Annotated in this window: 20 protein-coding genes; 10 read left to right on the top strand and 10 right to left on the bottom strand. The window is 47.8% G+C overall.

Annotated features, from left to right (window positions below; genetic code table 11):
- Positions 1-10: 10 nt before the first annotated feature.
- Positions 11-457 carry a GNAT family N-acetyltransferase gene (locus ACY2RR_RS02415; protein WP_490106544.1) on the bottom strand — a complete coding sequence of 149 codons (447 nt, stop codon included), beginning with the start codon at positions 455-457 and terminating at the stop codon, positions 11-13.
- 79 nt (positions 458-536) lie between these two features.
- On the opposite strand from ACY2RR_RS02415, the gene ACY2RR_RS02410 reads away from it, so the two are divergent.
- The 4 genes from ACY2RR_RS02410 to ACY2RR_RS02395 all read left to right on the top strand — a co-directional run bounded on the left by ACY2RR_RS02410 (position 537) and on the right by ACY2RR_RS02395 (position 5,489).
- Positions 537-1,151, top strand: a complete 615-nt coding sequence (locus ACY2RR_RS02410) for a hypothetical protein (protein WP_490106543.1) — start codon at positions 537-539, stop codon at positions 1,149-1,151.
- A 149-nt stretch (positions 1,152-1,300) separates the two neighbouring features.
- Positions 1,301-1,900 (top strand): hypothetical protein, encoded by a 600-nt coding sequence (locus ACY2RR_RS02405; protein WP_490106542.1) that lies wholly within the window; start codon positions 1,301-1,303, stop codon positions 1,898-1,900.
- Positions 1,897-4,551 (top strand): TcfC E-set like domain-containing protein, encoded by a 2,655-nt coding sequence (locus tag ACY2RR_RS02400; RefSeq protein WP_490106541.1) that lies wholly within the window; start codon positions 1,897-1,899, stop codon positions 4,549-4,551. Before ACY2RR_RS02405 ends, ACY2RR_RS02400 begins: the two co-directional genes overlap by 4 nt.
- Positions 4,552-4,637: 86 nt before the next feature.
- Complete coding sequence (locus ACY2RR_RS02395; RefSeq protein WP_490106540.1) at positions 4,638-5,489, top strand: hypothetical protein; 852 nt, start codon at positions 4,638-4,640, stop codon at positions 5,487-5,489.
- Between the two features lie 12 nt (positions 5,490-5,501).
- On the opposite strand, the gene ACY2RR_RS02390 is transcribed toward ACY2RR_RS02395, so the two are convergent.
- From ACY2RR_RS02390 to ACY2RR_RS02375, 4 genes are all read right to left on the bottom strand, one after another.
- Entirely contained in the window at positions 5,502-6,245 is a 744-nt protein-coding gene (locus ACY2RR_RS02390) for a fimbrial biogenesis chaperone (RefSeq protein WP_490106539.1), read from the bottom strand.
- A gap of 102 nt (positions 6,246-6,347) precedes the next feature.
- Positions 6,348-7,814: a nitrogen regulation protein NR(I) gene (gene glnG / locus ACY2RR_RS02385; RefSeq protein ID WP_490106538.1), complete on the bottom strand. Its 1,467-nt coding sequence runs from the start codon at positions 7,812-7,814 to the stop codon at positions 6,348-6,350.
- On the bottom strand, positions 7,811-9,034 hold the full coding sequence (gene glnL / locus ACY2RR_RS02380; protein ID WP_490106537.1) for a nitrogen regulation protein NR(II): 1,224 nt from the start codon (positions 9,032-9,034) through the stop codon (positions 7,811-7,813). The genes glnG and glnL overlap by 4 nt, the downstream gene beginning before the upstream one ends.
- Positions 9,035-9,208: 174 nt before the next feature.
- Positions 9,209-9,778, bottom strand: a complete 570-nt coding sequence (locus tag ACY2RR_RS02375; protein ID WP_490106536.1) for a DUF4124 domain-containing protein — start codon at positions 9,776-9,778, stop codon at positions 9,209-9,211.
- 63 nt (positions 9,779-9,841) lie between these two features.
- On the opposite strand from ACY2RR_RS02375, the gene ACY2RR_RS02370 reads away from it, so the two are divergent.
- On the top strand, positions 9,842-11,080 hold the full coding sequence (locus tag ACY2RR_RS02370; RefSeq protein WP_490106535.1) for an SGNH/GDSL hydrolase family protein: 1,239 nt from the start codon (positions 9,842-9,844) through the stop codon (positions 11,078-11,080).
- A 63-nt stretch (positions 11,081-11,143) separates the two neighbouring features.
- Here the strand turns inward: ACY2RR_RS02370 and glnA are convergent, their stop codons facing one another.
- Positions 11,144-12,550 (bottom strand): glutamate--ammonia ligase, encoded by a 1,407-nt coding sequence (gene glnA, locus ACY2RR_RS02365; protein ID WP_490106534.1) that lies wholly within the window; start codon positions 12,548-12,550, stop codon positions 11,144-11,146.
- Between the two features lie 474 nt (positions 12,551-13,024).
- Here glnA and ACY2RR_RS02360 point away from each other — a divergent pair, with 474 nt between their 5' ends.
- The 4 genes from ACY2RR_RS02360 to ACY2RR_RS02345 all read left to right on the top strand — a co-directional run bounded on the left by ACY2RR_RS02360 (position 13,025) and on the right by ACY2RR_RS02345 (position 19,514).
- The gene (locus ACY2RR_RS02360; protein WP_490106533.1) at positions 13,025-14,293 is read left to right on the top strand and encodes a hypothetical protein; all 1,269 of its coding nucleotides are present in this window, start codon (positions 13,025-13,027) and stop codon (positions 14,291-14,293) included.
- A gap of 102 nt (positions 14,294-14,395) precedes the next feature.
- Entirely contained in the window at positions 14,396-15,856 is a 1,461-nt protein-coding gene (gene thiI / locus ACY2RR_RS02355; protein ID WP_490106532.1) for a tRNA uracil 4-sulfurtransferase ThiI, read from the top strand.
- 57 nt (positions 15,857-15,913) lie between these two features.
- Positions 15,914-16,411, top strand: a complete 498-nt coding sequence (locus ACY2RR_RS02350; RefSeq protein WP_490106531.1) for a dihydrofolate reductase — start codon at positions 15,914-15,916, stop codon at positions 16,409-16,411.
- 73 nt (positions 16,412-16,484) lie between these two features.
- Positions 16,485-19,514 carry a hypothetical protein gene (locus ACY2RR_RS02345; protein ID WP_490106530.1) on the top strand — a complete coding sequence of 1,010 codons (3,030 nt, stop codon included), beginning with the start codon at positions 16,485-16,487 and terminating at the stop codon, positions 19,512-19,514.
- Here the strand turns inward: ACY2RR_RS02345 and ACY2RR_RS02340 are convergent.
- Positions 19,511-20,377, bottom strand: a complete 867-nt coding sequence (locus ACY2RR_RS02340; protein WP_490106529.1) for a DMT family transporter — start codon at positions 20,375-20,377, stop codon at positions 19,511-19,513. The genes ACY2RR_RS02345 and ACY2RR_RS02340 overlap by 4 nt on opposite strands.
- A gap of 101 nt (positions 20,378-20,478) precedes the next feature.
- Between ACY2RR_RS02340 and ACY2RR_RS02335 the strand changes: the two genes are divergently transcribed.
- Positions 20,479-21,378 carry a LysR substrate-binding domain-containing protein gene (locus ACY2RR_RS02335; RefSeq protein WP_490106528.1) on the top strand — a complete coding sequence of 300 codons (900 nt, stop codon included), beginning with the start codon at positions 20,479-20,481 and terminating at the stop codon, positions 21,376-21,378.
- 20 nt (positions 21,379-21,398) lie between these two features.
- Here ACY2RR_RS02335 and ACY2RR_RS02330 read toward each other — a convergent pair whose 3' ends face one another.
- From ACY2RR_RS02330 to argE, 3 genes are read right to left on the bottom strand one after another with little or no spacing between them, the layout of a single operon-like run.
- Positions 21,399-21,761 carry a hypothetical protein gene (locus ACY2RR_RS02330; protein ID WP_490106527.1) on the bottom strand — a complete coding sequence of 121 codons (363 nt, stop codon included), beginning with the start codon at positions 21,759-21,761 and terminating at the stop codon, positions 21,399-21,401.
- A 45-nt stretch (positions 21,762-21,806) separates the two neighbouring features.
- Complete coding sequence (argA, locus tag ACY2RR_RS02325; protein WP_490106526.1) at positions 21,807-23,123, bottom strand: amino-acid N-acetyltransferase; 1,317 nt, start codon at positions 23,121-23,123, stop codon at positions 21,807-21,809.
- Between the two features lie 3 nt (positions 23,124-23,126).
- Positions 23,127-24,290 carry an acetylornithine deacetylase gene (argE, locus tag ACY2RR_RS02320; RefSeq protein WP_490106525.1) on the bottom strand — a complete coding sequence of 388 codons (1,164 nt, stop codon included), beginning with the start codon at positions 24,288-24,290 and terminating at the stop codon, positions 23,127-23,129.
- Positions 24,291-24,383: the final 93 nt, after the last annotated feature.

Below are 24,383 nucleotides of genomic sequence, written 5' to 3'. Positions count from 1 at the left end.
ACGTGTTTTATTAATTAAGAATCATATCAATATGGGGAATGCCATCTTCCAGGTACTCTTCAGAAACCTTCTCAAAACCATACTTCTGATAAAACCCTTCCAGGTAAGACTGAGCGCCAATCTTGATTGTTTCGCCCGGCCAAAGTTGCCTGGCCTGCTTCAGCCCTTCTTCAACAAGCTGGTACCCCAAACCACCGCCACGGGCTTCCTTCAAAGTTGCAACTCTTCCCAAGCTGACCTGAGGATAAGTTAAACCGGGCGGTAACAGACGCATATAGGCTACCAGCTGACCTTTTTGATAGCCCAGCAGGTGGCGTGTGTCTTTGTGGCGGTCGTGATTATCCAGCTCGGGGTAGGCACATTCTTGTTCAACAACAAACACATCAACCCGTAGCTTCATCAGGTCGTAAAGTTGTTCTGTGGATAACGCAGAGAAGGGAAGGCAGAGCCACTTCATAATGTTCTTCATATAAACCGTTTCAGCCATTCTAAAGGACTGGTAAAGCTTTTGGATATATCACCCGGAAGCTTTATTGATGCTGATCAGGCCTCAGGCACAGGTTCGCATTCTGCAAGATGTTTATACAGAGAAAGCTATTCTCATTGCTCTGAACCTGCAGGAAGGTTGGGTGCACATGTACAGATGGTTATTAGTTTTGCTGTGCTTTATTCCTCACTGTGTTTATTCGTCTTGTTCCGGGCAAACCTGTCAGCAGGGAACCAGGTCATCGGGTGATGTGCAAATTACGTTGCACCCTGATGAGCAATTAAGGATCTGGGGGCTAAAAAACCTTGAACTGGTAAAAGGTTCAGGGGGCGTTTATGGAGCCCAGCAGCAGGTGTGCGGATACAGTTCTGTTAAGGCGGGGAGGGTGTCTGTACAGAGCCAGAACAATATGAATCTCAGTGGCCCGGGAGGTGTTCTGGTACCTTATCGGCTGCGGCTTCGTAAAACCTCCAGTGATCCCATTTGGCATGATCTTATTCCCGGACAGCTGTTGAATATAAAGTTGGATGAACCAATAAAGCCGGATAGCGGTTGCGGTAGTGATGCCAATATACGGTTATGGGCGCTTTTGTTGGAGAACGGTGCAGATTTAGTGGCCGGAAATTACTCAGATATTTTGACCGTTACTCTTAGCCCTGAATAGTTAATGAAAGTATTTCGTCGTTTAAAAGAGCATTAATATTCTTTTAGGTTATTTACTTTCAGACATGTAGTTCTTTCTCGTCTTTCTTACAGCGACCACTCTTTTGCTAATCTCCCTCCGCTTGGGCTGATTGATTCCGGGAGGCGGTTATGGGTGATCTCAGATATGTTGTTCGTTGGCTGATGAGCGCTGTTCTGGTTATGCCTGCTTTTTTGTGGGCAGATTGCTCGTTTACCCCCTGTGATAATTCTGCCGACAATAAATGTGAGTTGGGGGCAACATCCAGCGGTCAGTTTCAGGTTTGCATGAATATCAGTGCTTCCTACCGGATATGGGGGCTGAATAATATTGATCTTGGAAATTTGACTCCCAGTTCCAGTGTACCATCCCCGTCCTCAATGTCTTTTTGTGTTTACTCGAATCAGGATGATCAGAAATTTACTCTGGCAGTTGATTCTGCTTCAGGTGCAGGTGGCAATCTGGCTTTAAGGGAGGCTAGCGCGGGCACCATCGCAACGAATGTGACCTATACGCTGGAAGTGGCGACCACTGGAGGGACTACAGCAACCTTCTCACAATATGGAACAAGCCAGGTATTCAGCCCGGCCTCAGGAAGTGCACCAGACCCTTTTGTTGCCTGTGCAGGAGCAAATGTGACTGCGAAGGTGACTCTTGACTCCGGGTCATTTAAAGATGCCAATCAAGGTGTATATACAGATACCCTGATGCTAACGGTTAAAGCTGGGTGATTGTTTTTCTGGTGAGCTGCGATGGGTTTCAGATCGAGAGAGCACCTTATCGTTTTACTTTTCTATGGATTTTATTTTTAGCTGCCTTTTCAGAGACCCAGCGAAGTTATAGCAGTGAAACTTTTATCGCTGCTGCAGGGCCGCCAAAAGGCTTTGAAGCCTTAATCAGGCCATGGCAAACCATGGTGGATATTTATTATGGAGATCGTCATCTGGTCAGCATGATGGCGACCATTTCACCAGAAACAATAACACTTTCAGAACCTCAGCTCGCATTAGATAAAATTCCAAATATCAGTAACAAAGTGATGGTGCTGGCTGCACTGACTGGTCGTTTAAGAAACAATGCAGATAAGGTTTGTCTGTATGCGGGAGAAGAACACTGTGGCTGGCTCAAACCAAAAGTAGCGGGAGTTATTTTTGATGAAAAGAGCTTTCGTGTCAGGGTTTTTATTGCACCAGAGTTTCTTGATAAAAATGGTGCAGCTACAAAACAGTATCTTCCTGCTGCGTCATCTGATGTTCCGGGAATCGTTCAATCTTTGAATGTATCTGTATCTGGTTCAAGCCAGGGAAGTCGTAGAGAAGTTCTATATGGCGTTACCTCTGTGGGAGCTGGTGAGTTGTCATTGGCTTCTGAATGGGATGTCGCCAGTGGAGAAGGTGGCCGTATTGCGTCCTTATATTTCGAAAGAGATTTTCAAGGACAGGATATACGGGCTGGTTATCTTTCAACATCAGGCTTCGGTTTTTCATTCACTCCTGATCGCCCTATTGTCGGCGTTCATGCAAGTATTTCTGATAATACGCGAACAGATTTGAATTCCGGGCGCGCAACGCCTTTAGATGTATATCTCCCTGTGCGTGGTCGTGTTGATGTTTTTCGTGATGGCATATTGCTGCGATCTTGGTTGCTGGATGCGGGCAGCCATCAGCTAAACACTGACGGTTTCCCATCTGGTGCCTACACCATCAACGTTAAGGTGTACGGCGAGGGCAATCAGACTATCAGTGATGAAAGTCGGTTTTACGTGAGTCACTTCGGTCTTGCTCCAGAAGGTGTCACTTTATGGTTTGCTGAAGCAGGCAGGCTAATGAATTGGAGTGAGCGTGACTTGTGGCCGGAAAGTGCCGACAACTGGCTGGCAAGAGCAGGAATAAGCCGAAGGCTCAGTAATAGTTATGGTATCACTGTCAGTAGTGCAGTCAGTTGTCATGCTGCGCTGGTTGAGCCCGGAGCACAGTATGTTGGTGAAGCCTGGGAGTTAATGCCTTCTCTTCTGGTCAGTGATCACGGAGATTATGGAATCAATGTGGATATACGTTTATCGCTCGATAGATGGCTCGCATCATTGATCTACAGGAAACTTCATTCGAAAGGTGGTCAAACTCCCGACCCTGTTCTGTTTGGAAGAAACAGCGAAAGCCTTTATGGCACTTTATCAACGCAACTTTGGCAGGGGCATTTGCAATACCGGTTTAGCCAGTATTCAACAGAGGCTGTTAAAGGCGACAACAACCACACTCTCAGCTATTTAAAACGACTTGTTCAGGACAATAGATACAGCATTGAAGGGCGATTTGAAGCCACCAAGGCTGGCAGTGATCATCGAATACTGGCTGGGCTTGATTTTCGATTGCGCCAGAACCGTATCAATCACACGCTTTCACCAAAGTACGAACGTAATCGCGACAGTGATAGTGGATGGGGTGGTTCGGGCTCGGCACGCTATAACCTCTCTTACAATGATGACAGGGAGGATCGTTATAATATTCAATCCAGCCTTTGGGGAGAAACACGCTCCGGTGAACAGCTGGCTGGTGGCAACCTTCGTGTTCGCTCGCGTCTTGGAGAGCTGACTGGAGCAGTGGATCATAGCTGGGAAGACAGCGGTTCGACTTCGTCATGGGTTATGGGGCTTGCGACAAGCTTTACCTGGACGTCAGGATATTATGCCATTGGCGGTGACTACAGCGGCCGAAGTGCAATCGTAGTGCAGATAGATGGTGTTGATAGTGACGCTGTATTTAGTGTGTCCGTTGATGGGCAGAAAAGAGGTTATACCAAAGGCCCTGCCGCCACAGTTATACCGCTAGAACCTTATGCAACCTACCGTATAGGAATTCATGGAGCTGACCTGGGAATTTATGAGTTCCTTGAAGAAGAGCGTCAGGTCACTTTATATCCAGGTAATGTGAACCTGCAGTCGTTTAATGTTCAGCCTGCAAAAGTTCTGTTTGGACAGCTTCTCTCTAAAGAGGGCATACCTATAGTGGGAGCAGTGGTAAGAAGCGGCCATGAACGGACAGTTACGGATCAATCCGGTATCTATCAGCTTGAAGTGCCCGTTGAGATCAAAGAACTGGAAGTTGATATACCAGGCATTCCAGCTCAAAGGCTCCACATCCCGCAATCTAGTAAAAAAAGTACTGAGTTAAGAGATGTGGTAAATATGGGGAGTGTGGTCGTTTCAGTTCCCTATTTAACCGGAATGAAAAAGACTCCAAAAACGACTTCAGATAAGGCTCTATCTGATTTCTATGGCAATGCCATGATGGCTAACGTTCTGGTCTGTATTGCCGCATCACGAACCAATCCTCATTTCTTCAGGCCATGTGTGTATAAGGTTGGAATGAGGAGAAAAGGTTGATCTGGCGTTTATGCCTTTTTTCCTCCCTATGCTTCCCATGGGTAGCTTTCGCGTTTTTTGATTTTAAATCTGTGAATGCTCCGCGGATGAACTGGAGCCCTGAAAATGACAACAGCCTCAGACTTGTCGTACAGGTGCGTTTTCGAAGCTGGTGCAGGTCAGGATGTGTTGGTCAACGATATCGTCTGGCACTTTCAGATACTTACCCTGGGTCACAGCAAAGTGAAAATGATGGTGCTTATTCTGTACCAGAAAATTTTCCGGCAGGCATTCTTCGTCGCTATGTTGGAGATCGCGTTGAGTGGCGACAGGGTAGCCAGCAGGCGAATCTGGTTCCTGGTCGATGGAGCACAGGTTACTTATCAACAAATACAAATAGAAATACTGACGGGCAATTGATTTTTAACTTTGTGAAAAGCGAACTGCAACGCCTTGAAGCAGGCCGTCACTCAATTTCTTTCTGGATTGCTGGAGAGGATATTGATAACACCAGGCACTTTGACAGTATAGAAGTGAGGGTGAGAATCGAAATACCTGAGACCGTGAAAATCAGTGCCCTTGATGATGTTGATCTTTACTATCGAGATATATCCGGCAGCTGGCTATGGAAAGAAACAAAGTTCTGTGTCTTTGCCAGTCATGGAGGTTGGTATCGATTAGAGCTGGATGGTCAAAATAATCCTGGTGGGCGTTTCCAGCTAAGCAGTTCAGTTAATCGAAGAATGGATTATCGTATCAGCTTCAAAGATGAACGAAGTGGTTGGTATCCAACAGAGAAGGCCAGACAACTTCCCTATTGGTATCAGGGCAGCCGGTATCTTGATTGTGGTAATAATCGAAACGCGACTATTCGGGTAGAGATTAACTACCGCGATTTATATTCTGTTCCTACAGATACCTATACCGATGTATTAACTGTTACTGTGCGTGCGGGTTAGCACTAACTTTTTCTACAGGGCTTTTGAAGGTTGGGCTCCTGAGTTTAGTCGAAAGGTTTTTGAGACTTCATCGCGACCATCAAAAAGCCCATACTGGATAGAGCCTCCCAGCTTTATTGCTTCTTCTGGAAGCGTTAGATGAAATGCCTGCCCCGGGTAGATTCGGCCACTTTGCTTTAAGGGAGAGCAATCTCGTTTTTCATTTTTTTTGCAAAAACGCGTATTTCGCAAAACAACATTAATGTTACCCGTGTTGTTGAATACCAGAGTGTTTTCTTCTCTCACTGGTGTGACTTCTTTTCGTGTTTTGGCTGGTCGAATAAATACCAAGGCTTGATAAGCCACCAAAACCTTAATAGCGCTTCGCGTGGCTTTAACGTCTCCTAATACCGGGCGAAAGGTAACCCGATAAACCTGTTCAAGGTTTAGCGGTGTTTCAAGGCTGATTAAACGGATGGATTTGTATGTGTTTGCCGGAATCACGGCTTTTTGTGGTGTGGCAAGAAGTTTAATCTGATCGGTCTCGGTTATTTTTTGCAAAACCTCATCGGGAGAGCCTGGGTTGGTGACTTTAAATACTTCTGTTTCCAGATACAGGATTTCATTATCCGGATTTGTGATTTGAATATCCTGGCGAGGTAACTGCCCAGCCTCGAAATAGACCACCATACGATTGACCGACATGGTTGCCTTGGTGGAACAGCTAAGAATGAACAGGGAACACAGGAAAGTGAACTGCACATGGCTGCGAACCATGAAGTATCTCCGGCTACACCATTAAAGCCGATCAGTGTAGACAGAGATAGTAACTAGAGCAGGCGTTTCTGCCCACAGAGTTGGACAGAAACGATGTGTGATTTAAATGGCTTCCTCAAGAGTTTCCTCGCTATCGACTTTGTCGCCACCCATATCAAGTTCTTTGATCTTACGGGTGAGGGTGTTGCGTCCCCAGCCAAGAAGATTCGCCGCATCTCGCCGACGACCACAGGTGTGCTTGAGAGCGGTTTCAATCATGATTCTTTCAAACGCCGGAACTGCCTGATCAAGCAGGGCTGTTTCCCCTCTGGCTAATTGCTGATCGGCCCAGTTGCGTAAAGCCTGTTCCCAATTATTGCCGGCAGCAGGTTCATTCTGTTGTTCCATCAACTCCGGTGGCATATCGGCGATTAACACTTCCCGACTTGATGCCATAACGGTTAACCAGCGACAGGTGTTTTCCAGCTGACGAACATTGCCGGGCCAGTCCAGGCTGCACATAAACTCTTCGGTTTCCGGGCGAAGAATTTTGGATTCAACCTCCAGCTCTTTTGCGGCCTTATCCAGGAAGTGACGGGCCAGCAAAGGAATATCTTCCCTGCGATCGGCCAGGCGAGGCAGGTGCACACGGATAACATTCAAACGATGGAACAGGTCTTCCCGGAACTTGCCTTCCAGTACAAGGTTTTCAAGATCCTGGTGGGTTGCGGCGATAATACGAACATCGACGGATACAGGTGTGTGACCACCAACACGGTAAAACTCACCATCTGATAATACCCGCAGCAATCGGGTTTGGGTGTCAGCAGGCATATCACCGATTTCATCCAGAAACAGTGTGCCGCCATTAGCTTGTTCAAAACGTCCCCGGCGCTGCTGGTTTGCGCCGGTAAAGGCGCCTTTTTCATGACCAAACAGTTCTGACTCAATCAGGTCTTTGGGGATTGCAGCCATATTCAGTGGAATGAATGGGCTTGCTGCTCTTGGGCTGTGGCGGTGCAAAGCATGGGCAACCAGCTCTTTACCTGTGCCGGATTCACCGTTAATCAATACCGTGATATTAGACTGTGATAGTCGTCCAATAGCCCGGAAAACTTCCTGCATAGCTGGTGCTTCACCAATGATTTCCGGTGTTGCAGAGCTGCTGCCTTCAGGGTGTTGTATCTGTTGTTCCCGGGCGTGGCTTAATGCTCTTTTAACCAGGCTGACGGCTTCATCAATATCGAAAGGTTTGGGCAGATATTCAAAGGCACCACCCTGGTAGGAAGCAACAGCGCTATCAAGGTCGGAGTGAGCTGTCATAATGATGACTGGCAAACCGGGAAAGTCTTCGCTCAGCTTTTTCAGCAAAGCCAGGCCATCGGTGCCGGGCATACGCACATCACTGATAACTGCGTCGGGTTGCTGGGTTCTCAGGCGGGATAAAGCATCATCTGCGGTTTCGAAGCAGGTGGTTTTAACGCCATCCTGAGTGAGTGCACGCTCCAATACCCAACGAATAGAACGGTCGTCATCTATTATCCAGACGTGCCCGGTAGGTTTATTGCCTCCACTGATACTCGTGTTCATGACAAGAGTGCTCCTGCAGATTTCTGTTTATTATTGCCGTTTTCAACTCGTGAAATACCTGCATTTTTATTATTAGTGGTTGGCATTTCCTGGCCATGGTTAGCTTTGTTTTCGAAGGGGATGAACAGTGAGAACTGGGTTTTCCCTGGTTCTGACTCACAGGCAATAATGCCGCTGTGCTGACTGAGAATGGATTGAGCGATGGAAAGCCCTAAACCTGAACCATCGGCTCGCCCACTGATCATTGGGTAAAAAATGTTTTCCATGATATTGGGAGGAATACCGGGGCCGTTATCCTCAATATCTACACGGCAGATAATCTTGTGCCGGGTATTGCCAATGGTGAACTGGCGAAGAATGCGTGTGCGTAAAGTAATGGTGCCGTCACTGAGAGGCGTGGTCTGTGAGATGGCCTGCATACCGTTCCTGACAATATTCAGGGTCGCCTGAATCATCTGCTCGGCATCAATAGTCATTTCCGGGATGCTGGGGTCATAGTCTCTGACCAACTGGAGAGCACCGTTAGTTTCGGCATGAATCAGGCTGCAGACACGTTCAAGTACCTCGTGAACATTTACCGGCTTCATGGTCGGTGGTTTGATTGGCCCAAGCATTCTGTCCACAAGGTTCCGCAATCGGTCGGCTTCTTCGATAATGACCGTTGTATATTCCTGCAGCTCTTCGTTGGGGAGTTCGCGGGCCAGAAGTTGGGCTGCGCCTCTTATGCCTCCCAACGGGTTCTTGATTTCATGAGCTAATCCCCGCACCAAGACTCGGGCTGTTTCCTGTTTGGCTTTGATGGTTTCTTCTTTGCGAATGCGCAACAACCGGTCACGGGGCTGAAGCTCCATCAAAAGGTTGGTTTCGCCACCAGTAGTAATCGGGGTGATTGAGTAATCGGCTGCCAGTGTGTTGCCATTGGTCAATAGCAGCTGGGCTTCCCGCTTGTTGTAACAGGCTCCGGTTTTCAGAGCATTTCGGATGTTTTCCAGAGAGGACGCATCTTCCTGGAACAATTCATCAAGATAAAGACCATGTACCCGTCGATCACTGATGGCCAGTGCTGCCTCGGCAGCAGAGTTCATAGACCGGACTTTCAGGTTCTGATCGAAAACCAATACGGCAGTTGTCAGGTTCTCAAGGATTTTATCCTGCATGGTTTCTCTTTTTGCTACCTGTCCGGATTCGAAGTCTGGAAGAGTCATTATGTTTCTGTCCATGTAAATGCAAGAAACAAACCAGACCTACGTTGGTTGCACGAAATGGTGCTTAGAATTGTTATAGGCCAGGTAGAAAGAAGGGCGGCGATGAGACTGCTGCCCCTTATTGGTACGGAGATTGTTGCACAGAATTGATGTGCGCACCAAATTGGTGCATCGTGATTTTCGGAAAATTTACCCTACGGGCTGAATGGTCACATCGCCGGGTGGTTTTGGCTTTTTAAAGAGCACGCTGTGGCGATGCACATAAATAGTGCTGGTTTCACTTGAGATCAGGGCCTTACCTTGGGCATCTATAACCTGAACTTTGATAGAATGAGCTCCCCGGGTGGGCTGTTTGATTTCAAAGGATGGGGAATCGCTGTCTTGTTCAACCTGGCCATCCACTAGGAGGCGGAATCTGTGGCCACCTTGTGGGCCTGGAGAAACCTTAGCGGTGATGGTTATGCTCACCGGGTTTTGAAAAGACTGCTCATTTTCTGGAGATGTAATTACCACAGACTTGTAAACAGCGGACTCCTGCTTTTTGGGCTTGGTGAGAGGGCGGGGTTTCACCGGAGTAGCAGGAAGAGTGAGAATCGGGCCAATCTCTACAGTCTCAGATGGTTCATTTTTGGGCTTCTTATCTGTAAATATAACATTGCCATTTTCATCAACAGTTTTGTAAATCTCAGCCTGAACTGGGGTTAAAACCATGAATGCGGCAACAGCACTAGCTGTAATAACTTTTGTTAACCCGCTCATAATATCTCGTTATTTTTCTATCCTGTTTCTCCCAATGGTAATGGTTGAGAAGCAGGTTCGCCAATGGGGCATATTTGGTTGAGGTATTTGGGGGTTCTCGGTTTTTGCTTTTTTTGTATCAGTGCTGATGGGAATGAACCTGGGGAGAGCAGCCTTATTCGGCTAAAACGGGTTGTGGTCTTTGGGGATAGTCTGGCCGATACAGGCAATACCTGGGAGCTCACTCGTTACCTCAATGGTGTTGGGGAAAAGCCCTGGTTTTACGATGAACTCTTCGGCGCAGGGTGGGAATGGCTGCCTATGAAGCGCCTGGTTGCTGTTATCCCTCCAGCCGGTTATGACCATGGCCGTTTCAGTAATGGCCCTCTCGCTGGGGAGCTGGTGATGAATATGTTGGGAATGGACGCCAACAACCCCAGTGAAATGGTAAATCTTGCATTTGGAGGAAGCTGGACGGTTTCCTCTCATCATTTCTTTAGTTCCTGGGTGTCTCTGGGGCGGGACTCTTCCGTATCCATGTTTCAGTGGTTTAGTCACCTTACTGGTGGAGCTGGCAAGTGGTTGTTGCCCAGCTCTTCGGAAGTGGTGGACTGGTATTTGAGTCAGCACCGTTCCCTTGATAGTGAAACTATGTACGTTGTTGAGTCTGGTGCTAACGATTACCAGAACCGCTATTGGGATGTCGATGCTCTTGTGAATGAGCAGATCTTGATGATCCAACGGTTAATCAATGCCGGTGCGCTGCATATTGGTTGGGGAACTCTGCCGGATCTGACGTTCACTCCCTGCTTTCGTGGAAGTGATGATATTGGCGAGATTGAAGAGTTGGTGAGGCAGCATAATCGTGGAGTGACTGCTGCCAAGAGAGCTCTTGAGGCTCGCTACCCACAGGTAAAAATTACCTTCATTGATGGTTATTCTGCCATGAAGCTGTTTTTTAAACATGCGGATAGTTTTGGTTTCACGGTGACGGACCGGGGGTGCACAAATATTAATATCGCTGGTTGCCCTGCGCCGGGAGGAGTTTCAATCGAGAATGCTGGCGGTATGACGGTTTGCAGTAACCCTGATGAATATTTTTTCTGGGACTCCATGCACCCAACAACCCGAACCCACGAGCATGTTGCAACCTATATGTGTGTTATAGCGGGGCTTGCGGGATATTGGACGGATTGCCAGTTGCCTTCCGGCTTCAACAGGAAAAAAGTAAAAACGCTGTATGAGTTGATTGTTGAAGAGCAGCCTTTGGGTATTGTTCCAGACAGTGCGGAACTCAAACGATTACTGAAGTTAGATAACTGACAAAAGAAAGGGCTGCCATTTGGCAGCCCTTTCGGGTTTTAGTAAGAATTTTGTCGGCGTGTATTAGCAGGAGTAGTACAGATCAAACTCAACTGGGTGAGTAGTCTGGCTAACCTTGATGCACTCGTCACGCTTCAGTTCGATGTATGCATCGATCATATCGTCGGTGAATACTCCGCCAGCAGTCAGGAATTCACGATCCTTGTCGAGGCAATCCAGAGCTTCTTCAAAGCTGGCTGCAACTGTTGGAATTTCAGCAGCTTCTTCTGGTGGCAGATCGTACAGATCCTTGTCAGCAGCATCGCCAGGGTGAATCTGGTTCTTGATGCCGTCCAGGCCAGCCATCATCAGAGCCGCAAACGCCAGGTATGGGTTGGCAGTTGGGTCAGGGAAGCGAACTTCTACACGACGTGCCTTAGGAGTATTCACGTAAGGAATACGGATAGAAGCGGAACGGTTACGGGCAGAGTAAGCCAGCATAACTGGAGCTTCGAAACCTGGAACAAGACGCTTGTAGGCGTTAGTAGAAGCGTTAGCGAAAGCGTTAATTGCTTTAGCGTGCTTGATAATACCACCGATGTAGTACAGAGCAGTGTCGCTTAGACCGGCATAGCCGTCACCAGCAAACAGGTTGTTGCCGTCTTTGCTGATAGACATGTGAACATGCATGCCGGAACCGTTATCGCCAACCAGAGGCTTAGGCATAAAGGTCGCAGTCTTGCCATAAGCGTGAGCAACGTTGTGTACGCAGTATTTCAGAATCTGGGTTTCGTCAGCCTTGCGAACCAGAGTGTTGAAGCGAGTGCCGATTTCACACTGACCAGCAGTACCTACTTCGTGGTGGTGTACTTCTACGGCAACACCCATGGCTTCTGTAGCGCCACACATAGCAGCACGCAGATCATGCAGGGAATCGACTGGAGGTACTGGGAAGTAACCACCTTTTACGCCAGGACGGTGGCCAGTGTTACCACCTTCAAACATTTCGTTGGAAGCCCAGGCAGCTTCTTCAGAGTTAACTTCGTAAGATGCGCCGGAGATGTCGATCTTCCACTTCACATCGTCGAATACGAAGAACTCAGGCTCAGGGCCGAAGAAAGCAGTGTCACCGATACCAGTAGACTTCAGGTATTCTTCAGCACGCTTGGCAACAGAGCGAGGATCACGCTCGTAGCCCTGCATGGTGGCAGGCTCGATAATGTCGCAGCGAAGGTTCAAGGTGTTTTCATCAGTGAACGGGTCAATGACTGCAGACTCGTCGTCAGGCATCATGATCATGTCGGATTCGTTGATGCCCTTCCAGCCTGAGATGGAGGAGCCATCAAACATTTTGCCGGCTTCAAAGAACTCACCGTCGATTTCGCTGATAGGCAGTGAGACGTGTTGTTCCTTACCGCGGGTGTCGGTAAAGCGCAGGTCAACCCACTTGACGTCGTGTTCTTTGATCAGGGAAAGAGTCTTGTTGGACATTCTTGTCTATTCCTCGGGTTTGTCTCGACCGCTTGAATCCACGTTTTCCTGACGTTGGTCGCGTGGTGCTGGATATGCGGTTTTGTCAGTTCGTTCCGGTCAACTCGGGCCAATCCGGCAGACCATTTAAGCTCACGTTATGCAATCACTGTCGTCGACAGAACTATTAGCAAGCTGCGTGCCAAATTAATGGCGCCCTCTAAGCCCGTGTTTTCGCCCGATGCACGGTCAGTGCACCCTTTGTTCTTCTAATAAGTGCACCATTCCTGTGCCTTTCGGTTTTTCAGTTGCACCAATATGGTGCAATTGGTAACCCGGACTGCCTGGGCTGCTCCCTTTCAGCGCAAATACGCATTTGGCTGCGGCAAGCCGCAGCCAGTTTACACCCTTTATTTTCAATATGCTGCTTTGATTGCAAACTCTGGAAAGTGCTGTCGATAACTTCTGGAAGAGTGCAAATAATCCGAGCAGCTAATGCCTACTGGAAGAATTGGAAAAACAGGTGGTGAAGCCATTCCTCTGGAGATGCTTAAGCCGGCTGTTACGTCTCGTGTACCGGCTTTTAATAGAACTCTGCAAAAGGTTCAGGCCCAATCTTCGGTGATCACTAAAAAGAAAGCAGAACAACTGGGGGCCGATAACCAGATGCCTTTGAACTCTCGCAGGGTTGATGCTGACGAGTTTGATGATTTGTTTGGTATTGCCGGAGAGTTCCAGAATTGGGTTGTGGAAATGGCTGAAACTGATCTCGACGCTCCCCCGAAGGCTGTTCCTGAATCCCTTCAATCATTGTCTCAACAGCAGATAAACCAAATTGTTGATGAGGGTGTGGTTGATAGTCCGGAGCTGTTACTCGATGAACCAAAAATTGAAAGGCCAAATGATCACCACATCCGGGAAAAACTGTATGAATACAAACAACAATTGGGCGGAGCGCCCAATTATCCTGATGGCAAACCGGTTTTAAAACGAAGTCGATTACTTTTTGGTCATGCCTGGGAGCCAGTGCGTAACTGGGTCAGTAAAGCTATTACCCGAAAGTGGCCTCCGACTGTATTCTGGAAAGGGCTCAGCGAAGCTTTAGGGCAGGTTGAGCGGGCGGGACAAACCTACGGGGCGCTGAGTCAGTATGAATTTTGCGTGTTAACCCTGGAGAGCATTCAGCATATTGAAAATAATTTGCCGGAAATTGAGAGGCGGTTGAGAGAAGGAGATAGTCCGGGGCCGTACTTTGCGGTTAAAACTGGCTGGCTTTTTCATCCCCATAACGTTAACCCAGAGAGCCTGATCCGAGGAATTCATGAATATCTGGAGGCCTTCCGGAATGAGTTTACTAAGGCTGAAGCAAATGGAACCCTGAAAGATTTCTTTACCGATGCTATCAGGGCTGGGGACATCTGTTTCGAAGCGCGAAACCGTACCCTCCAAGACTATATAACTGGTCGGGTCACTCAATATAACCACTCCTCTTCACTGGAAGAAATTCTTGATGAGCATATGGGCCACTTCATGACAGACTGGTTCAAAGAGCACCCGGTATCAGATCCACCGACTTCTGTTGATGCCGAAGCCTGGATTATTTCACAGGATATTGTCGGATACTGGTTTTACGGTGGCCCTGGAGACACTTTCGGACAGTCAGAGTTTTCCAGAGGTTTACTGAAGGGGCGACAGGTTGTTACCGCAGGTATGATTCGTAAGTATCTGGACTTCCAGATTGATGAAGGAACCCTCGACGAGTAAGAAACAGCTGTGTTGGTATCGTTCCCGCTGGCTGGTTTCCGGAGCAGTTCTGTATAATGTCCGATTAATCTATCTGTATCTGGCCCGATCTACTCAGCCTCCATGAAATTTATAATCAAGCTGTTCCCGGAGATCACTATCAAGAGTGCTCCGGTTCGTAAGCAACTGGTGAAGCAGTTACGCAGAAATATCCGTACGGTCTGCCGCCCTCTGGATGACTCTCTCGAAGTCACCGGCAAGTGGGATATGGTTGAGGTTGAAACCAGCCTGACTGAGCCTGCTGATATTGCCACCCTTGCTGATCGCCTCACATGTATCCCTGGTATTCATCAGGCACTGGAAGTTTCTGAATATGAGCTGACTTCTTTGGATGACATGTTGGAAATCGTACGCCCGATTTTTGCTGATCAGCTGGAAGGAAAAAACTTCTGTGTTCGGGTAAAGCGTAATGGTTCCCACACCTTTACCTCCGGAGATGCTGAGCGGTTTATCGGTGGTGAACTGAACCAGACAACAGGCGCTTCTGGGGTCAAGTTGAAAGACCCGGACGTTAAGATTGAGATTGAGATCAAGCACAACCGCTGGTTCCTGGTAACTCGTCGTCATACTGGCCTTGGTGGTTATCCCATGGGTTCTCAGGAGCCTGTACTGTCTCTGATCTCCGGTGGTTTTGACTCCACAGTTTCCAGCTTCTTAACCATGAAACGTGGTCTGAATACTCACTTCTGTTTCTTCAATCTGGGTGGTCATGCCCATGAGCTGGCGGTAAAAGAAGTGGCTTTCTACCTGTGGAACCGTTACGGCGCATCCCATCGGGTACGTTTTGTCACCATTCCTTTTGAAGGCGTGGTGGAAGAGATTCTGACCAAGATTGATAACAGCCAGATGGGCGTTATTCTCAAGCGCATGATGCTGCGTGCGGCTTCCAAAACTGCAGAGCTGATGGATATTCAGGCTCTGGTAACCGGTGAAGCAGTGGCCCAGGTTTCCAGCCAGACTCTGCCAAACTTGGCAGTGATTGATTCCGTAACTGACACTCTGACTCTGCGACCTCTGATCGCTATGGATAAACAGGATATTATTTCTGTTGCCAGAAAGATCGGAACGGAAGACTTTGCCAAGAGCATTCCGGAGTATTGCGCGGTCATCTCCAAAAAGCCTACAACCCGTGCTAAGCCTGAGAAAATTGAAAAGGAAGAGAGCTTCTTCGATTTCTCCGTGCTGGATGCTGCCGTAGAGAATCGCCGTTCTGTTTCTATCGCAGATATAATTGCCGATGACCTGACCCGTGAGCAGGTTGAGGTTGTTGATACCATCGCTCAGGGTGACGTGATTATTGATATCCGCCATCCAACGGAAGAAGAGCTGAAACCCCTGGTCATGGAAGGTCGTGAGATAGAGGTGATTCCGTTCTACCAGTTGATGAGCAAGTTCCCGGAACTGGATCGTGAGCGTCATTACCTGCTCTATTGCGATAAGGGTGTGATGAGCCAGCTTCACGCTATGCATCTGCGTGATGAAGGCTACACCAATGTGGCCGTTTTCCAGCCTGAAGATAAATAATCAGAATGGCAGGCACAGCTTCAGTTGTGCCTGCCTAAATCTCGTCAGGGACACATAATGAAAATAGCGATGATCGCCGCAGTGGCTGAAAACAATGCCATTGGAATCGATAATAAACTGCCCTGGTACCTTCCGGGGGATTTGCGGTACTTCAAGGCCGTAACCATGGGCAAGCCCATCGTTATGGGCCGCAAAACCTTTGACTCCCTGCGTAAGCCTCTGCCCGGCCGTACCAATATCGTGATGACCCGTGATTCCAGCTGGAACCACGACGGCGTAAAAGTTGTTGGTAATCTCGAAGAAGCTGTCGCTATGGCCGAGAGCGTGGCCATGATTGATGGTGTGACCGAGCTGATGATTATTGGTGGTGAACAGATCTACCGTCAGACACTGCCTCAGGCAGATCGTTTGTATCTGACCCGGGTTGGCCAATCCTTTGAGGGAGATGCTTTTTTCCCGACGCTGGATGACCGCGAGTGGCAGGAAACTGCCCGCGAAGACCATGAAACCGACGAAGGTCTGAAATACAGCTATTTGGTACTGGATCGAGTCTGAAGAGTCAGCACTCTCTTCTTATACTGTTTTGTATCCCTTTTTATTTTAAAGGGATACAAAACAGGAGCAGGGAGTGCCGACTACAAGTCGACGTACTGCAGGGTTAGCAGAAACAAACCCTATTTCTCCCGTTGGTCTTCCCAAGACTGACAGAGTTTCTTTGTCCCAAATTATTGGTAAGGAAGAACGAAATAAGCTGAAAGGCGGCGAGTTTCGCATCTCAGATATTTCTGGCTCCAGCGGTGACTGGGCAATCAAAGTCACTGAATCTTCCTGGAAAGGCCGTGTCATAGGCTTCCTGAAATATGATTATGTAAAGAAGTACGCTAGGAAAGCCGTCAATAAACTGTCTTCCTTCCTGCATACGACTGAAACGGTTGATTACAAACTTCTTGCCGCCTATATCGATGGCTTTCATAAACTGACTGTTCAACCCCCTTCAGCTGTCAAAACTGTTTTCTCTCTCAAAGAAGCAGGTGTCTCAGGAACAGGTGATGAGCTGGATACCCCTTTGGGTTTTCGAATTGCTTCCGCATTGGACTTTGCTGGTGCCTGCGCTTTAAGGAAGGATGATTCCGGCAAGGTAGGACTAACTAAAAATCGCGGCGAGTTGGATGATGAAACGATTTCCCATATTGATTATCTGGTGAATCTTTCCCCGGTTCGCTTGACCTACGAATTCATCGCTGATGATCGCAAACTGCCAAACGGTTACCTGGACCGGGTTCTTGTTCCTTTTTATGTGGACCGACTGGTAACAGAAGCAGGAATGTCAGAAGCGGATGCCATCCAGTATTTGAAGGCGCTGCAAAGTACCCATGGAATGCTTGAGGAAGACAGTGTCGATCTTGAGCCCATGATGGAGATAAGAAACGCGATCGATAAGCTGGCTGAAACACATAAGCGTAAAGTCAGTGCCGCAGGTGGCGGAGATGGCGGGCACTTCCCAGGTGGCGGCAGCGTATTGGAAAGAGATGGGCTACCAAGAAAAGTTAAAAAAATAACTGTTGGGCGAATACTGGATCAGGGACGTGCGGCTAGAGGAGAAGTTCGTGACTTTCTGATTCGAGAGTTGAGGAAGAAGGGCGAAACCCAGGAAAAAGCCCGTGAGATGGTTGTAGCCGCCCTGAACAGCCGGGGTGTTAAAGTCGGTAAAACACTTTCAATTGATACTTTTCAGGAGCTTGTCGGTGTTCTTGGGCTTTACGACGAACAGCGGCAGGGTGATGTTGTTCGTAATTACCTGAACCTTGTCACCCTTATCGACAAAACCCAGAAAACAGTGCCGGGCAGTCGTACCCTTCTGTTGCAGCAGGCCGGTATGAAGGAGGATGAAAAGTTTGCCGTCAGTGAGCACAAAGAACTACTGACAGTGATTAATCCACCAAAGCTGGAACCACCCAGTCCGGACACGACTTATACCTGTGATTATGACGAACTCTGGGCTATTCAGGCTAAGGTTGATCGTGGCTGGAAATTGCGCTGGACCAAGGATATGTACAAGCGCATTTCTCGCTGGATTGCGAGAAATAAACGGGTTATTGCAGTTGAGGCTACATCCAAAGTTGTGACGGCAATAGTGACCGGCTTGATGTCGGGAGGTATTGCCGGCGCAACCTATCTGGGATGTGCTGTTCTGTGTTTGCCGGTGATTATTGGAGCCAAGCTTGGCTTAAACAAAGTTCAGGAATTGTGGCACAGAAGAAAGCTTTGGAAGTATGACGAAGCCGGAGAGCCGGATCATGCCACTAAGCGCGACAGCTTCTACGACAGTCTTGCCCATGTGGCTTCTGAAAACAGCCTGGTTGATTGTTACAACGCTTATTTCAATATGAAGGAAGATCTTCAGGGATTAGAGAAATTAAAGGCCAAAGCTAATAAAAGTGCGAGCGAGCAGATTGAGTATCGCCGCTACCAGGTTGTGCAGCAGTTGCGAACAGCAGAACTGGGTGAAAGTTATAAAGATATGGGAAGAATGATGATGGAAGTTGTCACCGACATCTCCCTGTTTGAAGATGAGTTTGAAAAGCAGTTCCTGACTTTATGGCGACCCTTTTCGAAAACCGAAAGGCGCAGAGCCAGAAAAGCTGGTGAGCCTTATATGACTGATGCAGAAAAAGCTGAAATATTTAACGAAGCTGCCAATCGGTTGTTATTGAAAGGAACCACAAGAGTTGCCAAGGAAGACCAGAGAACATGGATGAAGGATCTTGTTCATAGCAGCGCAAAAGATGGCCGACGGTCAGGGAAGTTATTACTAAGGGATTTGGGTAAGCTGAAAGCTCTTTCCAAAACAGATGCCCGGGCTTCAGCCGCTGCAGGGCGAATCAACTGGCTAACATCCCATGCGGTTGATGCTGCTAAACATACGGCAAAAGTCGTTGGGCACTTTATTTATACAAGCATTGTTATGAACACCAGCAAGATTCTTAAAGCTGGTGCCTTGTGGATTATGAAAGGAATCTTACCGCGACAGGTTGATGTTCTTCCCGTCCCGACTGCAGCGATTGTTACTTACTGGGTATCTTCATTTATTGGTGGGCAGACGCTGAACCTTATTAACAACTGCCGTAACCGCTTACGGGTTAAGAAAATAATCAGAAGCCGGAGGAAGCCTCTTTCTGAAGAAGAGCTTGAAAGGCAGGAAGAAGCTGCCAGGAACAAGTCAAAGGCGGAAAAGCTTAAAGAAAAGGTTACCAAGGTTCTGGGTACAAATAAGGAAAAACTCGGTGAGCAGGTTACATTTGATGCCAAAGTTGACGAACTGGGGGCTGAGGATTTTCGGGCTCTGCGTAGTGAAGGTTGTGAACACCTGAAACAGATTCCCCGAGTATTGAAAAAATTGCGGGCCGCTCACAACCGCTTGAAAAAAGATGTTGAAGCTCTCACAGATCCTCAGGCGATGTTTGTGGATAAGAAAGAACAGCTGATTAAAACGGCAATGTTGATTCTGGAACGTAAGCATCTTGAACAACAAATGCAGGAACTGATGAGTGGTTCAGTTGGAACCTTCTACGAAGAGACCATAAGAGGGGAGTGGCTGCGACGTCAGGAAGTGGATGATTTTAGTCATGGTATCCCTGTCGCAGCGGCAGCGGCTTAAGCCAGCTCTCCTTGTGGTAGCTCTGTTTTTCGAGACTTCCCTGCATAGATTAAGGGCAGGATAATCAGCATGGCGCCAACCACGGTGTAGATGTCTGGCCATTCCTGGAAAAGAGCTAATCCAAGAATCATTGATCCCAAAAGCCCCGTGTATTCTGCATTACAGATAGATCCCGCTTCGGCCAGCCTGTATGCCGCAATAGCGCAACCATGGAATCCAAATACCAGAATTGCACTTAAGCTGGCCCACATCATTAACTCAAAGTCCCAGGAAACGCTTTCTGACAAATAAAGGCCAAAGGTTACAGGCAATGCAAGCGTATTAAGCCAGAACAGGGAATTGAGCACAGATTCTTCCGCCGTCATCTTTTTAACAATGACGGCATTAAAAGCTATAGCCAGTGCACTTATCAGGGCTGCAATTGCTCCCCAATTAATGCTGGTGGGGCGAATGATAATCAACACACCAATAAAACCAATAGCTGCTGCAGTAGACTGTTTCTGTGTAGGCTTGGTGCCAAGTATTAGCCAGGCAATAGGCAGAGTAAGCAGAGGCAGCGAATAAAAAACGGCATGAGCTGTTGCTAACGGCAATGTATTAAGAGCAAAAAATATACTGAGGGCTGCTACGGTACCAACATTCGCCCGTATAAAATGAATATGCATATTGGTTGTACGGTTTTTGCAAAACTTTAACCAGAGTGGCAGCAGAATAATTGCAGACATCAACTGACGATAAAATAACAGCTGTATTAATGGACCTTCAAAGCCAAGCCCTTTCACCAGAGCATCTGACAAAACACCAAACTGGTTTCCTGCAATTAATAAAATAATCGCAAACAGGGTCGGGTTTTTTCCTCTCATTGCAACTCACCTCACGTTAGCAAAGCGATGTTATTTGAATGCCGTCGTATGAAAAAAATGATAAATTTTGACAACTCATGAATTAATTTGATGTATTGGTAATGCGTACTCTTCCACCCATGAGAGCTTTGGTAGCTTTTGATTCCGTTGCGCGCAATGGCAGTGTGACCCTTGCCGGAAAGGAGTTAAATATTAGCCAGAGTGCTGTCAGTCATCGCCTGCGGCAGCTGGAAGATTATCTGGGGGAATCCCTTCTATTTCGGAGTGGCAGAAAGCTTGAGCTTACTGATATTGGTCGTAACTATTTCTCTGAGGTGGATCGTATTTTAAGGGATCTATCCGTCGCTACAGGGCAGATTACCGGTGAAGCTCACACCCATATTCGTTTCCATGTTTACAGTTCTTTTGCGATTAAATGGCTGGTTCCTGCATTACCCAGATTTCATTGCCTGTATCCGGATATAGATCTTCGGTTGCAGATGGATTCTGACTTACCAACACTTTCTGATCGTGCCGGGGATGCCTTCGTTACTGAGCAGCCCGATAAACCCGGCTACTTCAAACAGTTATTGCATAAAGAAATTGTTGTACCGGTCTGTTCACCCTCGCTGTATCAGGAAATGCTGGAGAGCTCTATTGAAGATGTAATCTGGAATTACCCGTTACTGAGTTGTGAGCGGGAAATCGATAAAGAACCAGGGGCAGACTGGGAGATCTGGGCCGCTCAGCTGGGGTTGCGGATGCCAGTGAAGAAAAAGCTTCATTCTTTTAGCCATCAGGTTATGGGTATTGAAGCTGCTGCCAGTGGACAGGGGATAGTTCTTGCCAGTGATTATATGGTGGAAACGGATATTCAATCCGGGAGACTGGTACGTTTGCCTTTGGACGGTTGGGAGACTGGCTTTCATGTGTATTTCTGCTGCAAACGTTCCCGGCTGCGGGAACCGGCGATTAAGGCTCTTGCAGACTGGTTGTACCGGGAAGTTTCTATGCGGCAGTAATCGTTGAATGCAGATGGTGTTTATTTGAACTTTAACTGGTAGCGCAGCTGGATTTCATTCAATACATCAAGTTCTTCCGGGAATATCGGTTCTTTACCTTCTTTTTCTGCATTCTTTGCAGCATTTTCCCGGTTAATCTGATCCTGAATATCAATGGCGCTGTGCGGGCGGCCTCTGTTGGGAATAGTCAGTTCAAACCATTGATTATCATTAAAATGGAAAATAGGCAGTCCCTTGTCATTTTGAGAAGAGGAGCCTGCTGCTTCTGATGAAAAAGCTCCAAAAGAAATGCCGCAAAAAATTATCAATAAAAGAGCGCGAATTAACTGGGGTTGCACTTTAAAGGCGTTATTTGTGTATCTATTCATGGCCATATCCTGCAAAGCAGATACAGGATAGACCATGAAGGCATTCAAGATTGTTACTGTTTACAACAGCTTTGAGAAAACCTTGGAATTTCGCGGGCGATTGTAAGCTTCCTGTTTTTCATCTGGCAGCTCACTGGTTTTGCTGGCTTTAAAGCCTCTTTCAATAAACCAGTGTGCAGTACGGGTTGTCAGCACGAACAGGGATTTTAATCCATGCTGTCTGGCTTGTTGCTCAATGGTTTCCAGCAAGGCATCTCCCCGAGAGCCATTTCTGTAATCTGGGTGAATAACCAGACAGGCCAGCTCCGCACAATTGTTTTCCGGAAAAGCGTGCATTGAGGCACAGCCGATAATCATGCCGTCACGCACAATAACGGTGAACAGGCTGATATCTCTTTCCAGTTGTTTGCGGGAACGTCTAACCAGAACGCCTTTCTCTTCCAAGGGCTGAATCAGGTTCAGTACACCACCAACATCTTCGATGGTGGCCTGACGCATCTGTTCGTAAGCACTCATATCCTGAGTGATCAGGGTTCCACAACCTTCGCGGGTAAACAGTTCCTGCAGTAAGGCTCCATCTGTAGAGTGGGTCACTATATGGGTTCTGTTAACGCCACCGTCACAGGCGGTAATGGCCGCCTCCAGCAAACGATAATCTTCCGCAGAGTTGTGATCCCGTAAACGACTGCGGGCTTCTGATGGGCGCATGGTACGAACCATATTGCCATCATGATCTTTCAGCCCGGTTCCTGAACTATACATAATCAGCTTTTCTGCTTTCAGGGCAATGGCTGTACGGGTTGCTACATCTTCCACAGCCATATTGAAGGTTTCCCCAGTGGGTGAAAACCCCATACAGGAAAGCAGTACAAGATAATCATCGTCGAGCTGCTGAGTGATGGCTTTGCGATCAATACGGCGGACTTCACCGGTGTGCTGGAAATCAATACCATCAACAACACCACGAGGTCGTGCAGTTATAAAGTTTCCACCAATAACCCGAATGCGAGCACCGTGCATAGGAGAATTCACTAACCCCATAGACAGTTGCGATTCAATTTTTACCCGAAGACTTCCTACTGATTCGATAACTGCAGAAAGTGCCTCTTTATCTGTGACGCGATAACTGTCGCTAAAATCAGATTCGATATTGTTTTTGGCAAGGCGGGCGCTGATCTGTGGACGGGCGCCATAAACCAGAACAAGTCGAACACCAAGGCTATTGAGAAGGGCAATATCATTAACAATATTGGCAAAGTTATCGTCATCCAGTGCTTCCCCAGGAAGCATCAAGACGAAAGTGCGACCACGGTGCGCATGGATATAAGGAGAGGTCTGGCGGAAGAACTTTACATAGTCTTCGCTGTTGATATCCATATATCAGTTCTCCTCTCCGGTTTCTGTCAGGCAGAATTTTTTAATGAGCCCGCGCAGCAGTTCTATGGTTGGTTCCAGTGTATCCAGCGCGATAAATTCATCCGGCTGGTGAGCCTGAGCAATATCCCCTGGACCAAGAACCAGAGTATCCATTCCCATTTGACTTAGAAATGGCGCTTCAGTGGCAAAAGCGGCGCTGGTACTGGTATGACCTGTGAGCTTTTCGCAAGCTTCAACCAGCTGACTGTTTGGCTGGCTGGCAAATGATTCAATGCAGGGGGTGATGGCAGAAAGGTCAAACCCAACACCAAGTTTTTCAGCAAGAGGTTTGATTCTCTCCCGAATACTGTGGCGAATGGTTTCCGACTCCATACCCGGCAGCATACGCACATCGTATTCCAGTGAGCAGCTCTCGCAGATTCGGTTTGGATTATCACCGCCATGAATGCAGCCAAGGTTCAGGGTTGGCATTGGCACAGTAAAACCGGGGTTGTTGTACTGGGTTTTCCACTCTTCCCGCAGAGTCATTAACTCAGTCATAACCCTGTGCATAGCATCCATGGCATTGCGGCCTTTTGATGGATCGCTGGAATGGCCGGACTTACCGGTCAGGGTAATCCGTTCCATCATAATGCCTTTATGCATGTTTAACGGAGTCAGGCCGGTTGGCTCTCCCACAACCGCGTAACGGGCTTTTGGCTGGCCTAACCGGGTGAGCTCTCTCGCGCCGCTCATAGTTGACTCTTCATCAGCCGTCGCAAGAATAATCAAAGGCTGTTTCATATCTTCAGGCTTAAGCCCACGAGCAGCTTCCATTGCCAGAGCCAGAAAACTTTTCATATCACAGGTGCCGAGGCCGTAAAGCCGGTTGTCTCGTTCAGTCAGCTCAAAAGGGCTCTGGCTCCAGAGGCTTTCATCACAGGGAACCGTATCGGTATGGCCGGACAGCACAAGTCCTCCGGAACCTTTACCCAAGGTGGCAATAAGGTTGGCTTTATGTGGAGAGCCCGGAATAGGGATTATCTCGCAGGCAAAGCCCATATCTCCCAGCCAGTTGGCCAGAAGTTCGATTACTTCCCGGTTACCCTGATCAAACTCCGGTCGGGTGCTGCTGATTGAAGATGTTGCAATCAGCTGCCGGATGGCGGGAAGTAAGAGTTGTGACATGAATGCGATACCTGAACTTCATTGCTTATAAGTTTCTTCAAATAATAAACATACCTTATAGAATTCAGAAGTCTTGGAGCACGGTATTCACAT

This window comes from Parendozoicomonas sp. 2304DJ65-17 (genome assembly GCF_058148445.1).
The sequence above is the reverse complement of the archived record's forward strand: the minus strand, read 5'-3'. Positions and strand labels throughout refer to the sequence as shown.